The organism is Mycobacterium ahvazicum (assembly GCF_900176255.2).
GTDB classification, from domain to species: Bacteria; Actinomycetota; Actinomycetes; order Mycobacteriales; family Mycobacteriaceae; genus Mycobacterium; species Mycobacterium ahvazicum.
Genome location: NZ_FXEG02000005.1, coordinates 352,515 through 366,178 on the forward strand (window position 1 = coordinate 352,515; position 13,664 = coordinate 366,178).

10 protein-coding genes and 3 pseudogenes are annotated in these 13,664 nt (G+C 65.9%); 6 read left to right on the top strand and 7 right to left on the bottom strand.

Translation table 11 applies throughout. The features are described from left to right. Positions 1-27: 27 nt before the first annotated feature. The 3 genes and pseudogenes from MAAFP003_RS29725 to cobF form a co-directional block, all read right to left on the bottom strand. Entirely contained in the window at positions 28-498 is a 471-nt protein-coding gene (locus MAAFP003_RS29725; RefSeq protein WP_243394221.1) for a zinc finger domain-containing protein, read from the bottom strand. Positions 499-648: 150 nt separating this feature from the next. Further along, positions 649-891, bottom strand: a pseudogene (locus MAAFP003_RS29730) (DNA-formamidopyrimidine glycosylase family protein); the annotation flags it as partial. Between the two features lie 42 nt (positions 892-933). Then, positions 934-1,686 (bottom strand): precorrin-6A synthase (deacetylating), encoded by a 753-nt coding sequence (cobF, locus tag MAAFP003_RS22685; RefSeq protein ID WP_096289935.1) that lies wholly within the window; start codon positions 1,684-1,686, stop codon positions 934-936. Between the two features lie 158 nt (positions 1,687-1,844). On the opposite strand from cobF, the pseudogene MAAFP003_RS22690 reads away from it, so the two are divergent. Beyond that, positions 1,845-2,657: pseudogene (locus MAAFP003_RS22690) on the top strand (AurF N-oxygenase family protein); the annotation flags it as partial. Between the two features lie 50 nt (positions 2,658-2,707). Here the strand turns inward: MAAFP003_RS22690 and MAAFP003_RS30160 are convergent. Then, positions 2,708-2,812, bottom strand: a pseudogene (locus MAAFP003_RS30160) (hypothetical protein); the annotation flags it as partial. On the opposite strand from MAAFP003_RS30160, the gene MAAFP003_RS22695 reads away from it, so the two are divergent. From MAAFP003_RS22695 to MAAFP003_RS22705, 3 genes are all read left to right on the top strand, one after another. Beyond that, the gene (locus MAAFP003_RS22695; protein WP_243394175.1) at positions 2,765-3,982 is read left to right on the top strand and encodes a DUF4873 domain-containing protein; all 1,218 of its coding nucleotides are present in this window, start codon (positions 2,765-2,767) and stop codon (positions 3,980-3,982) included. The pseudogene MAAFP003_RS30160 and the gene MAAFP003_RS22695 overlap by 48 nt on opposite strands. A 257-nt stretch (positions 3,983-4,239) precedes the next feature. Beyond that, the gene (locus MAAFP003_RS22700; protein WP_243394176.1) at positions 4,240-5,013 is read left to right on the top strand and encodes an STAS domain-containing protein; all 774 of its coding nucleotides are present in this window, start codon (positions 4,240-4,242) and stop codon (positions 5,011-5,013) included. A gap of 98 nt (positions 5,014-5,111) precedes the next feature. Continuing rightward, complete coding sequence (locus MAAFP003_RS22705) at positions 5,112-5,978, top strand: LLM class flavin-dependent oxidoreductase (RefSeq protein ID WP_096289937.1); 867 nt, start codon at positions 5,112-5,114, stop codon at positions 5,976-5,978. 3 nt (positions 5,979-5,981) lie between these two features. On the opposite strand, the gene MAAFP003_RS22710 is transcribed toward MAAFP003_RS22705, so the two are convergent. The 3 genes from MAAFP003_RS22710 to MAAFP003_RS22720 form a co-directional block, all read right to left on the bottom strand. Further along, positions 5,982-6,782 (bottom strand): enoyl-CoA hydratase/isomerase family protein, encoded by an 801-nt coding sequence (locus MAAFP003_RS22710; protein ID WP_207768624.1) that lies wholly within the window; start codon positions 6,780-6,782, stop codon positions 5,982-5,984. Positions 6,783-6,923: 141 nt separating this feature from the next. Further along, complete coding sequence (locus tag MAAFP003_RS22715; RefSeq protein ID WP_096289939.1) at positions 6,924-8,858, bottom strand: fumarylacetoacetate hydrolase family protein; 1,935 nt, start codon at positions 8,856-8,858, stop codon at positions 6,924-6,926. Then, positions 8,855-11,122, bottom strand: a complete 2,268-nt coding sequence (locus MAAFP003_RS22720) for an ATP-dependent DNA ligase (protein ID WP_096289940.1) — start codon at positions 11,120-11,122, stop codon at positions 8,855-8,857. Before MAAFP003_RS22720 ends, MAAFP003_RS22715 begins: the two co-directional genes overlap by 4 nt. 130 nt (positions 11,123-11,252) lie before the next feature. Here MAAFP003_RS22720 and MAAFP003_RS22725 point away from each other — a divergent pair, with 130 nt between their 5' ends. Both MAAFP003_RS22725 and MAAFP003_RS22730 read left to right on the top strand, forming a co-directional pair. Next, entirely contained in the window at positions 11,253-12,776 is a 1,524-nt protein-coding gene (locus tag MAAFP003_RS22725) for a mannitol dehydrogenase family protein (protein WP_096289941.1), read from the top strand. Continuing rightward, positions 12,773-13,630 (top strand): HAD family hydrolase, encoded by an 858-nt coding sequence (locus tag MAAFP003_RS22730; RefSeq protein ID WP_096289942.1) that lies wholly within the window; start codon positions 12,773-12,775, stop codon positions 13,628-13,630. Before MAAFP003_RS22725 ends, MAAFP003_RS22730 begins: the two co-directional genes overlap by 4 nt. The last annotated feature ends 34 nt before the right edge of the window (positions 13,631-13,664 follow it).

Below are 13,664 nucleotides of genomic sequence, written 5' to 3' on the forward strand. Positions count from 1 at the left end.
GACAGGTGTCAAGTTCGCCACGATCGGCTACTTGAGCAGCCGTGACATCCGCCGATCGGCCAGCACCTTGCCGCCGGTCTGACACGTCGGGCAGTACTGGAAAGACTTGTCCGCGAACGACACTTCCCGCACGGTGTCGCCACACACCGGGCAGGGCAGCCCGGTGCGGGCGTGCACCCGCAGCCCGGAGCGCTTCTCCCCTTTGAGCATCGCCGCGCCTTGGCCGACGGAGCGGTTCACCGCGTCGGTCAGCACCGAGATCATCGCGTCGTGCAGGGTGACGAGCTGTTCGCGCGTCAGCTTTCCGGCCGTGGCGAACGGCGACATCTTGGCGACATGCAGGATTTCGTCGCTGTAGGCGTTGCCGATTCCGGCGATCACCTTCTGGTCGGTGATGACGGTCTTGATCCGCCCGGTATTGCCGGCCAGCACCACGGCCAGGTCGTCGACGCCCAGATCCAGGGCGTCCGGGCCCAGCGCGGCGATGCCCGGCACCACCTCCGGGTCGTCGACAAGCCACACGGCCAGCCGCTTCTGGGTGCCGGCCTCGGTGAGGTCGAAGCCCGGCGCCTCGCCCGGCGTGCCCAGGTGCACGCGCAGCGCGATGGGTCCTTTACCGGGCCGCAGCGGGGCCGCGGCCAACTTGTCCGACCAGCGCAACCAGCCCGCGCGGGAAAGGTGGGCGATCAACAACAGATGGCCGGCCTGCAGCCCCAGATACTTCCCCCACCGGTTGGCCCCGGTGACGGTGAGGCCGTGCAGCGCGCTGATCGGCGGATCGAAGGTTTTCAGGACCGACAATGCCCCGACATCGACGCGGCCGATCGTCGAGCCGACGGCATGGCGCCGCAGATGGTCGACGAGCGCTTCGATCTCGGGCAGTTCGGGCATCTATTCAGTTTGCCGACCGCAGCTGTGACGTGTCCATCGAACTCAGGATGGCCGTAATAAGTAGGTATCCATGATCCAGCCGTGCCGTTCGCGGGCCTGCGAACGCAGCGCCACGATGCGCGACCCCACCTCGCCGACGGTGCCCGCGACCAGCACCTCGTCGTCGGTACCCAGGTAGGCGCCCCACCAGATCCGGGTGTCGGCGGGGCAGGCCGCAAACGAGCAGTCCGCGTCGAGCATCACCACCGTCGAGCCCGTCATCCCGTGGGTGCGTAGCTGGCGGCCGGTGGTGATCAGCACGGGTTCGCCGACGTCGTTGAGCGGGATGCGGTGCCGGGCGGTCAGCGCCTGGACGGCGGTGATGCCCGGGATGACGTCGAAGGTGAAGTCGATCTCGGCCACGACCGCGTCCAGAATCCGCAGCGTGCTGTCGTACAGCGACGGATCCCCCCAGGCCAGGAACGCCCCGACGCCGTCTGGGCCCAGCTCGGTGGCGATGGCCTGCGCCCAGATCCGGGTACGTGCCGCGTGCCAATCGGCGACCGCGTCCCGGTACTGGCCCTGCTCGTCGCCCGGGCTGGACCGCTTCGGATCGGGCAATTCCACGAAGCGATAGCCGGGTTCGCGGATGAACCGCGCGCAGATCTCCCGTCGCAGCGCGACCAGATCACTTTTCGCCTGGCCCTTGTCCGCCGCGAAGAACACCTGGGTGTCGTTGAGCGCCTCGATCGCCTGCATGGTCACGTAGTCGGGGTCGCCGGCGCCAATGCCGATCACGTGGATATGCCGACTCACCCGCTACCTCCTCATGCCTCGTTCCCCGCCACATTGCCGAATCGCAACCTCGAACACCTAGTCGGGGTCGCAAGTACCCAGTACCATGGGTACCGTCTGAAGCACCCGATGAAGGGACGCCAGCGATGACCCGCGCCGAGACGATGCAGGGCGAAGCGATGAGGAGGAGCGGCGCTGTGACCGCTGCGGTGAGGCCGGGCGGGCCGAGTCGTGAAGAGTTCTCGGAGCGGTTACTGAAAGGCTCCGTCAAGAAGTCCTACGAGCCGATCGTCGACATCGACTGGGATGCCCCGCTGGACCCGGACAAGTTCTATCTGCCGCCCCGGCTGGTCTCGCTGTACCACACGCCGATGTGGGACGAGATGAGCCGTGAGCAACAAATCGAGCTGTCCCGCCAGGAACTGGTCAATACGCTGTCGGCCGGAATCTGGTTCGAGAACATGCTCAACCAGTCACTGCTGCGCACGATCCTGCACGAGGACCCGACAAGCCGGTCCACGCACTACAAGCTGACCGAGCTGGGCGACGAAACCCGGCACATGGTGATGTTCGGCAAAGCCATCGAGCGCATCGGCGCCAAGCCGGTACGCCCCCGGCGGCTGCACCGGATGATCATCAACACGCTGCCACTGTTTTTCCAGCGTGGCTCGATGCTGTGGATAGCCGCCCTGATCGGTGAAGAGATCTTCGATTCACTGCAACGCCAGATGATGGACGATCCGGAATTGCAGCCAATCATTCAGCGGCTCATGCGTATTCACGTCACCGAAGAGGCCCGCCATATCCAGTTCGCCCGCGACGGCGCCCGCAAGCGCGCACAGACCATGCCGCGATTCAACAAATTCTTCATGGCCAACATCAACGGGCTCGGCGGGGATTTCTTCCGTTTTCTGTTCAGCAATCCGATCCCTTACGCGCGGACCGGGCTGGATCCCGCACGGGCGCGGGCCATCGCGCGCAGCAGCCCGCACCGCAACGACGTCCAGGCAGCCGGATTCGCCCCGCTCGCAGCGTTTTTGACCGAGATCGGCCTGCTGGGCCCGATCGCGCGTCGCGCTTGGAAGCGCACCGGCTTTCTGTGAGCCCGACGCAGGTCATCGTTATCGGCGCGGGAGCGCCCAGCCACGGTGTCGCGACCGAACTGCTCGCGGTGGGCCTCACCGACGTCGTCGTCCTCGATGAATCCCCGGTGGTCAGCTCGCGATTCGACGACGGCACCCACGCCTGGGAGTTGCGCACCGCCGCGGGCGAGACGCTGCACGCCCGGGCGGTCGTCGCGGTCGATCGATCGATGTTCGTCGCATGGACGCCAGAGCTGGCCGGGCGCAATGACTTTCGCGGTATCTCGTTTCACGCGGCGCAGTGGGACGCCGATTTCGATCCGACCGGCAAGCACATCGCGGTCGTCGGCACCGACTCCACCGCCGGCCACCACCTGCCGCGGCTGACCGCGGCGGCGGCCTCGGTCACCGTCTTCGCGCACCCGCCGCGCCGGATCGTCGCCGAAATGCCCTTGCCGCCAACCCGTGTCAGGCGGTGGCTGCGCCGCAAAGCCCTGGCATCCTTGGGCCGCAGCCAATCTCGACCCACACGCGTGGCGTCGCCCATCGCCGCGATCACCGCGTCGGGCATTCGCACCAGCGATGGTGTCGACCACCGCGCCGACGCGATCATCTACGGCACCGGGTTCACCATCAGCGATCAGGCGCCCGCGCTGATCGGTAGCGGCGGATTATCGCTCGAGCACAACTGGGCCGACGGCACCGAGCCCTTTCTGGGCGTAGCGATACACGGTTTCCCTAACTACTTCACGATCACCGGGCCCGATGTCGTCGCGCAAACGCGCTATGTCGTCGAGTGCCTCGCGTTGTGCAAACGCAGCGAGAGCCCCCGTATCGAGGTATTGCGCAGTAGTCAGCAAGTCTTCAACGAACGCGCACATTTCCAGCCCACCCCGCCATTTCGGGTGACCTCCGCGTTCGATTTGTCATCCGGTGCGGCCGACGATGCGATATACGACGGCGGCGCGACGCTGACCATCGCCGGCACGTCCCTTCCGGTACGGGTGCGGCTGGCCGGGCGCCTCGATCCGATCGACGGCCGTTACCACTGGCAGGGAACGCTCTTCGGCTCCCCGGCCCAGCCCCTGCCGGACGAAGCGTTCAAGCAGATCCGTACGGCGACGCTGACGGTCGGCGAACGCAGCGCGGCGGCCCGCATCGTCGAACAGACACCGTGGGGCACCCACGCGGTGGCCGGTGTGGGTACTCCCCCCTTTGCAATGACGAATTCCTGACGGCTCCGATTCTCTCGTCTGGTGGCATCGATGCCACTGAACTAACGTGAGAAGTCTCTGCCGCCGGGGGGCGGTTCCTGATTCGGTTTGCCGGATGGGAATTCAAGGGAGCAGGAGATGGAATGCCGGATCGATACGTTCGGTTACTTTCCGACCGCGCTAGGATTCGTGTGCCCTAACCGCAATTAGGACACGCGCCCACAAACCGCTGCATCACGGAGCGCGATAAGCAGGGATAATGTCCTAGACGGAAAGGAGTGCCTCTCGTGAGTGCGGTAGCTGAGTCGCCGAGCTCGCTGGCCGTTGCGACTCGGACGGAAGACTCGATCGCCGTCCTGACCGTCGGCGGCGTGCTTGACGCCAGCAACTTCGGGGCGCTGCGCGAGAGCATCTCAAAGGCAACGCTGGACGAGCCGACGGCCGTCATCGTCAACATCAGCGAACTCAAGGTGCCCGCGGAGTCGGCATGGTCGGCCTTCATCAGTGCCCACTTGCAGCTGGGCACTCAGACAAGGGTTCCGATTGTGCTGGTCAGCGCGCAGCGCACGACCCGCGATGCGCTCACCCGCAGCGAGGTTGCGCGCTTCATGCCGGTCTACTCGACGGAAAAGGCGGCTATCAAAGCGCTCGGCAAGCTCACCCGTCAGACCATCCAGCGGGCCGATTCCGTGTTGCCCGCGAACCTGACCAGTCTGCGCGAATCACGCCGGCTGGTCCGCGAGTGGCTGACCGAATGGAAGCAATCCGGGCTGATCCCAGTCGCGCTGGTCGTCGTCAACGTGTTCGTGGAAAACGTGCTCGAACACACCGGCAGCGTTCCGAAGATGCGGATCGAGACCGACGGCGAAACCGCGACGATCGCGGTATCCGACGAGAGCACTTCGGCGGCCGTGCGGCTGCCGTCGCCGGACAAAGGCATCGATGTGTCGGGGCTGGCGATCGTCGACGCGCTGTCGCGCGCCTGGGGCAGCACGCCGACGGCGTCGGGCAAGACGGTCTGGGCCGTTATCGGCCCCGAGAATCAGCTGTAGCCGGGTCGCTCCATCCCGTTGTGTAGGACCCCGCCCGCAAGCCAAACTAGAACACGTTCTAGTGTCGTGTGACGGCCCCCACAAGGAAGGCGGATGACGTGCGGTTCACCTACGCAGAGGCGATGACCGACTACCGGTACTACATCCCGCTGGCCCAGGCCGCTGAGGCGGCCGGGTACCACGCGATGACGATCGCCGACAGCATCGCCTACCCCTTCGAGTCCGACTCGAAGTATCCGTATACGCCCGACGGCAATCGCGAATTTCTGGACGGCAAGGAGTTCATCGAAACCTTCGTGCTGACAGGGGCATTGGGCGCGGTGACGACGAAGCTGCACTTCAACTTCTTCGTCCTCAAGCTGCCCATCCGGCCGCCGGCGCTGGTGGCCAAGCAGATCGGATCGCTGGCCGCGCTGACCAACAACCGGGTCGGCTTCGGGGTGGGCACCAGCCCCTGGGTCGAGGACTACGAGCTGTTGGGTGTCCCGTTCGCCAAGCGCGGCAAGCGCATGGACGAGTGCATCGAGATCATCCAGGGCCTCACCTCAGGCGATTACTTCGAATTCCACGGCGAGTTCTACGACATCCCCAAGACGAAGATGACACCGGCTCCCACCGAGCCGATCCCGATCCTGATCGGCGGGCACGCCGACGCCGCGCTGAAACGCGCCGCGCGGCTGGACGGCTGGATGCACGGCGGCGGTGACCCGGAGGAACTGGACGCGCTGCTCGCCAAGCTCAAGCGGTACCGCGAGGAGGCGGGCAAGACGGGCCCGTTCCAGATTCACGTGATCTCGGCCGACGGTTTCACCGTGGACGGCGTCAAGCGACTGGAGGACAAGGGCGTCACCGACGCCATCGTCGGGTTCCGCATCCCTTACATCATGGGAACCGACACCGAGCCGCTCGAAGACAAGATCCGCAACCTGGAGTGGTTCGCGGAGAACGTCATCGCGAAGGTCTGACCGTCACAGCGGATCCCAGTGCGGAGCCCGCTTCTCCATGTGCGCCTTGGCGGCCTCGACCGGGTTGTTCGTGAAGCCGCTGAGGATCTGAGTGCGGTTCTCGATCTCGATGGCGTGCCGCAGACTGGGGGCGTCCAGCGCGGCGTTCAACCCAATCTTGGTCTGCCACACGCCATAAGCGTTATTCGCGGCGATCTCGCGGGCCTTGCGCAACGCCGCAGGCATCAGGTCGTCCGGCGCGACCACCTCGTGCACCAGCTTGATGCGGTAAGCCTCGTCGGCGTCGATGATCCGGCCGGTCAGCATCAGCTCGCGCGCCACGCCCGCACCGACGATTTTCGGCAGCAGGTAACTGGTGCCCATGTCCATCGAGGAGAAGCCGGCCTTGATGAACACCGACCCGAAGCGGGCCTGCTGCGACGCCACCCGGATGTCGCTGACCAACGTGAACGCCAGGCCGCCGCCGACCGCGACGCCGTTGACCGCCGCGATCACGGGGATGTTCAGTTCGTAGATCCGGGTGTAGAGGCCGGCCAGCCGCACCTGCGCGTCGTAGTTGACCTTGAACGCCGGAGTTTCCGGGCCGGCGGGCCTGGTCCAGGGCTGGCCGGTGCCGCTCAAATCGGCGCCGGCGCAGAATCCGCGTCCGGCACCGGTGATGATCGCGACCCGGTACTGACCGCTGTTGAGCACGTCCAAGGCGGCGTCTACGCCGTCGATCAACGACCCGTCAATCGCGTTGAGGCGCTGCGGGCGGTTCAGGGTGATACAGGCGATGTTGTCCTCGAGAGTTTCCAATTCCACGGCAGGCATAGCGAAACCGTATGCGACGCCGTTATCCGCCGAACAGGCACATCGGCTTCGTGACAGCCACGCGTTAGGCCGCGAGACTGTAACTACCGACGGCCGCTCCCGGGATACGCGTCGCCAGTTACAGTCTCGCGGCTAAGAGCGTTTGGCCAACCATTCGGCCTGCATCACCAGCAACGCCATCGTCTCCAATTGCGGTGTGTCCGGGTCGAGTTCGCGATAGCACTGGTAGACGTTGACTACCACTCGCTCGGCGTCCAGCCAGGTAGCGTACTCGCCGAGATCGATGGTGTCCGCGGCCTGGGCCCACGACAGACCCCTGTCATGTGCGGCCTTGGCCTGATCGGCAACGTGCACGAGATAGCCACGGACAGCACGGATCCCATCCGGGTCCGTCACCGGACCGTGCCCGGGTACCACCGTCGCGGCGTCCAGCGCGATCATCGCATCGCAGGCCGCGATCCAGTTGTCGATCGGGCCCGCCCACACGATCGGGGTGCAGCCGATGAACAGCAGATCGCCACCGAACAGCACCCCGGCGTCGGGCACATGCACCACGGAGTCCGCCGCGGTGTGCGCCGGACCCAGATTCAGCAGCTCGATCCGCCGGCCGCCGACCTCGATGGACAGCTCACGCTCGAAGGTCTGGTCGGCGTTGCGCACCTGGATGCCACTGAAGTCGAAGGGCCCGAACCGGTCTCGCGTGTACGGCGTCGCCACGGGTCCGAGATTGGCGGTCTGCACCATGGCCAGCATGGCGGGTGCCATCCCGTGCTCGATCTCGTCGGCCGTGCCCTGCGCGGCGATGATCCGCACCGACGCGTCGAGCAGTTGGTTGCCGTGGGTGTGGTCGCCGTTGGAGTGGGTGATCAGCGCGTCGGTGATCGGCGCCCGCTCGGTGAGTGGGCCCATGGCCGTCAGCATTTCGCGGGTCAACGCCAGGTCGAAGAGGGTGTCGACCAATAGTGAAGCGCCGTCACCGCTGACCAGACCGGCGTTGCTCCAGCCGTAGCCCCCGTCCGGCAATGTCCACGCCCACACCCGATCACCGACCTCGTGCAGCCCGCGGGTGTAGGGCACCCGCGCCGGCGCCCGGTTGACCCGGTTCGGCGCGGGCGCGGCTGCCGGATTGGGCCGGGGAGCCAACGGGTGGGGCGGGATGCTGGCCCGAACGGTCTGGCGCGTCTCCCCCAAACCCTGCACCCGCAGCGCGACGACGTCACCGTCACGCAGCCAGCCCGGGAAGGATTCCAGATCGGCCAGGCTGAGATGCTCGACCAGCGTGCAGGTGGGCACCGTACCGGAGCCGATGACGTCACCGGGCATGAGCGCTACACCGCGTGAGACGTAGGAGATGACTTCGCCGAAGCTCCAATCCATTTGGGCCGTCGAGCCGGAGCCGATCACGTCGTCGTTGACCAGCGCGGTGACCTGCAGGTCGAGCTTGCCGCCTTGGCGATACCGCTCGAGCTCATCGGGTGTCACGAGGTAGGGGCCCAGCGTGACTCCGCTGTCTTTGCCCTTGCCCTGCCCGATCGCCAGTTGGCTCTCCAACTGCTGCAGGTCGCGCGCGGACCAGTCGTTGAAGATCGTGTAACCGATGATGGCCCGCTCCGCCTCGTCGACGGTCAGGTCCTTACCGCCGGTCCCGATGACCACGGCAATCTCCAATTCGAAGTCCTGCCAGGCACTTCCGGGCGCCATCGGCGCATCGTCGTAAGGCCCCAGAACTGTTGCCGGACAAGCGAAATAGAAGGCCGGTATGCGATACCAGGTATCGCCGAGTTCACGCCCGGCACCCAGGGCCGCCTGGCAATTGCGCATATGGTCCAGGAAGCACAGCGAGTCACGGATCGACGGCGGGTTCGGGATGGGCGCCAGCAATGTCACATCGTCGAGCCGCGCGGCGGCGCCGCACCGCAACGCCTCCTCGCCGGCCTGCCGCAGGCCGTCTTCCCCGCGACCGACCAGGTCCAGCAGGGTCACCCCCGGTGGAGCAGCATGGATCTCGTCGCCGGACAGCACACCGGCCCGCTGCCCGCCGGCATCGCGGTAGGTCAGCCATTTCATTCGCGTACCACCTCACTTGGTTCCTTGTCCGGCCTCAGCCCGCGCCAACTCGATTGGCGCAGCCGGTTGTCCGGGGTCCATTCGCTGTAGCGCACCTCACCGACCAGGACCGGCTCGACGTAGGTCACGCCGCGGGCCTCGCTGCGGGGAAGCGTTGGGGTGAAGGGAGATTGGTCAGTGTGCAGCGGCGCCAGGGTCTTCTTCAGGTTCGCCAGGTCACGCTCGGTGAACCCGGTACCGACGCGACCCGCGAAGTGCAGGCCGCCGTCGACCGGAATGCCCATGAGCAGCGAGCCGATGCCGCTGCTACGCCCGCCCTCCCCGGCCTTCCAGCCGCCGATGACGACCTCCTGGGTGTTCCAATGCTTGTCCTTGATCCAGGACGCCGAGCGTCGGCCCGGCTGGTAGGTGGAGTCGCGCTTCTTGGCGACCACACCCTCCCACCCACGCTTGCCGGAATGCTCGAGCGCCTGCTTGCCGTCACCCGGCAGCAACTCGGGGACGATGAGTTCACTGCCACTTCCCAGTGTTTCCAATAACTTTCGGCGGTCTCGATAGCGGGCCCGCAGCAGGGAACGCCCGTCGAGATACAGCACATCGAAGGCCCAGAATTCCACGCGGCTACCCCGGCCGCGGTTCTGCATCGCGTGAAAGCTCGGCACCCCACCGGCGTCCAAGACCACGGCTTCGCCGTCGAGCACGACATGATGATCGGCCAGATCTTTTGCCAGCGAACGTAAATGGGGATATTCGTCGGTGACCTCGCGGCCGCGCCGGGACCGGACCCGCAGGGTGCCGTGGTCGATTTCGACCAGCAGTCGGTAGCCGTCCCATTTGCCTTCAAACGCCCACTGGCCCGCCTTGCACGCCGCGACGGAGCCGTGAGTGGCGAGCATGGGCGCTATCCCGTCGAAGTCGAATACCTGCTGGTCCTTCATCCGGTGTGCCAGCCATTGGTCGCCGTTGGTTTGAATCAGCGCGTAGCGACCGGATATTCGGCTACCGTGCAGGTTGACGATGACTTCACCTTTTTCGGCGGAGTCATTGAACTTCTCGGCCTCGTAGGTGCCGGCGTCCCAGATGATCACCTTGCCGGCGCCGTACTCGCCCTTCGGGATGGCGCCCTCGAAGCTGCCGTATTCCAGCGGGTGGTCCTCGGTGTGCACCGCGAGATGGTTCACCGATGTGGTGTCGGGCAGATTTTTCGGCACAGCCCACGACACCAGCACGCCGTCACGTTCCAGCCGGAAATCGTAATGTAGCCGGCGGGCATGGTGTTCCTGGATGACGAATGTATTTCCCTGTCCCGCAGTGGGTTTAGCGTGAGGAACGGGCTCCGGCGTCTTGGCCGCGTCGCGCATGCTGCGGTACTTGCTCAGCCGGTCCGCGACGGGAGCGTCGGCGTCCAGTGCCGCCAGCAGATCTCCGTCGCGGGCGACGCGGGCCAGCACCTCGTCGTAACGCAGCTGCCCCAAGCCCGGGTCGTCAAGTTCGTCCCAGGTGCGCGGTGCCGCGACCGTGGGATGTTCGCGGCCCCGCAACGAGTACGGCGCGATGGTGGTCTTTGCGCCGTTGTTCTGGCTCCAGTCCAGGAAGATCTTGCCGTCCCGCAGACTCTTCGTCATCGTCGACGTGACCAGCTTGGGCATGGCGGTTTCCAATTGCTGGGCAACACGTTTGGCCAGCACCGAGGCGCCGCGGCTGCTCACCGGCTTCTCCAGTGGCGCGTAGAGGTGCAGTCCTTTGCTGCCGCTGGTGAGCGGAAAGGTCGTCAGCCCGATGTCAGCGATCAGGTCGCGGACGGCGCGGGCCACCTTGGCCAGCTGCGCCATCGTGACGCCCTCGCCCGGGTCCAGGTCGAACACCAATCGTGTTGCGGGACCGGGCTTGAGTTCTTCGGCCTTACTGCGGGTCCACTGCGCAACGAACCTCCACTGCGGCACGTGGACTTCCAGCGCCGCCTGCTGCGCGATCCAGGCCAGCCCGTCGACACTGTCGATGATCGGATACGTCGTCGTCCCGGACCGGTGCGAAATACTGGCGCGCGGCAGCCACTCCGGAGCCGAGGCAGCCAACTGCTTTTCGAAAAACGATGACTGCTCAACACCATTGGGCCACCGCTTACGGGTGGCCGCACGTCCGGCGATATGCGGCAGCATCACCTCCGCGATGCCGGTGTAGTAGTCGAAAACGTCGGACTTGGTGGTGCCGGTCGCGGGGTAAAGCACCTTATCGGGGTTCGTCAGCTTCACCCTCAGTGCCATGAGAGTCAACCTACGCGTTTCTGCGTTGTTAACTCCGCTGACCGCCGATTATGGCTCGGTGTCGTCGATTTCTTTGTGACATCAACCACGGAGCGATTAGACCCGTGGTCGCCTCGGGCACAGATGGACAATGTTTGATGTCACTGCGCCCTGGCGTCGAAAAAGCGGCGTCCCGCTAAGCGACGCGACCTTACAACTGCATTCGCAGCGCGTTGACGTGCCCACCTACGATAGGTCGGCGCTGCAGCGTGGTGTGGTTCACATCGGTGCGGGCAACTTCCACCGCGCACACCAGGCCGTCTATTTCGACGACCTCGCCCGCTCAGGCATTTCCGACAGGTGGGGCGTGACCGGCGTCAGCCTGAACTCCCCAAACGCCAAAGACCTGCTTTCGGCGCAGGATGGGCTGTACACGGTCGTACAGCGCGGCCACGACCGCCAGAATGCCCGCGTGGTCGGCTCGATCGGCTCCGTCCACTACGCACCGAATGACGGCGCGGCAGTCCGCGCCGCCCTGGCCGACCCGCAAACCCGCATCGTCAGCCTGACCATCACCAACAACGGATACTTCCTCAACCCGGTCACCGACGAGTTCGACGCCGAGCACCCCGACGTGCGCGCCGACCTGGTCGCGTCCGACGGGTACGCCACCGCGTGGGGCTATCTGGCCGAAGCTCTCGACCGTCGCCGCCGCGCGGGCGTCGCACCGTTCACCGTGCTCTGTTGCGACAACATTCCCGGCGATAGCCAGCCGGCGCGAACCGCGCTGGTGTCGTTCGCCGCCTTGACGGACCCCGCGCTCGCGCGCTGGATCGACACGTATGTCGCGTACCCGTCGACGATGGTCGACCGCATCACCCCGCAGACCTCCGATTCGGAGTGCAAGTTCGTCGAGCAGACCTTCGGCGTGGCCGACAAACTGCCGGTCGTGACCGAGCCGTATCGCCAATGGGTGATCGAGGACTCGTTCTGCAATTGGCGTCCGCCGCTGGACCTCGTCGGTGCCGAATTCGTGGCCGACGTTCGCGACCACAAGCTGATCAAGACCCGCCTGCTCAACGGATCCCACATCGCGCTCGGGTGTCTGGCCACCCTGGCCGGGTACCGGCGCACCGACGAGGCGATGCGGGATCGGGTGATTTTCGGCTACGTCGAGAAGCTGCTGCGTGACGAGATTCAACCGCTGCTGCCCGCCGTCCCCGGGATGAACACCCCCGACTACCGGGCCACTTTGCTCGATCGGCTGAGCAATCCCCGAATGAGCGATCAGTTGTCGCGGCTGGCTCGACGGGGAACCAGCAAGATCGCCCAGTTTGTGATGCCCTCACTGGAGGAGGCGATTGCGCAGGGCAGGCCGCACACGCTGCTGACGTTGGCTGTTGCCGGGTGGGCTCGCTACATGCGCGGCCACGACCTCGACGGGCGCAAAATCAGCCTCGAGGACTCGCAGGCGATTCCGGTGGCTAGGTTGGCCAACATGGCGAGCAACAACCCCGATCCGCTGCTGGGCCATGAAATGTTCGCCGAGGTGCGCCGGGTTCCCGGTTTTGCCGAGCGCCTGGGCGAGATGATCGCCGATATCGACGAGCGCGGTGTGGTGCCCACGCTGCGGGACGCGATGCGCGCGGACGAGCGGGAGTTGGTGTCGCGATGAACGGCGGACTGACGCTGGTGCACAGCTTCGAACCGGCACCGGTAACGACCTTGCTCTGCGACGCCGACGACAACTTGTTTGCTTCGGAGCGACCTGCGTTCGAAGCATCAACCGAGGTGGTGAATCGTTTCCTGGCCAGGTTCGGCGTAACAGCCCCGCTCAGCGCGGAGGAGTTGCGCAAGCGGGCGGTCGGGAAGAACTTCCGAACCACCGCGCTCGACCTGGCGGTGCAGTGCGACGTCCCGCTCGAGCAGACGCTGGCCCAGGGCCGTCCCGCGGCGCTGGTCGCCTCGGACGGCGACTTGGCCGGCGGCAACGCGTTGTCGGTCGACGAACTCGAGGGGTGGGTGCGCGAGGAGCGTGAACGAGTCACCGCTCATCTGGCTCTCACCCTGACACCCGATCCGCAGGTGCTCGAACCCTTGCGCGACCTCGCGGCGCATTACGCCCTCGCGGCGGTCAGCTCGAGTGCCACCACGCGGCTGGGCGCCTGCTTCGCTGCCACCGGCCTCGATGCGCTGATATCGGAGTCGGTGACCTTCAGCGCGGAGGATTCGCTTCCGGTGCCGACCAGCAAACCCGACCCGGCGGTGTACCTGCATGCCGGCCAGACGCTGGGCGTCGCACCCGAACAGGGTCTCGCCATCGAAGACTCCGTGGCAGGCGTTTCTTCCGCGGTGGCAGCGGGCTACCCCACCGTCGGTAACCTGATGTTTCTACTACCTGACGAACGGGATTGCCGCCGTGCGGAATTGATCAACGCCGGCGCAGTCGCGATCACCGAGTCGTGGCGTGCGCTGGCCGATTTCCTGCTGCTGTCGGCGGTGCCGGCCGGAGGTTCCCCGCTCGCGTAGGGGGGCGACGGCCCCCGCAGTAGCGATCCGGGCG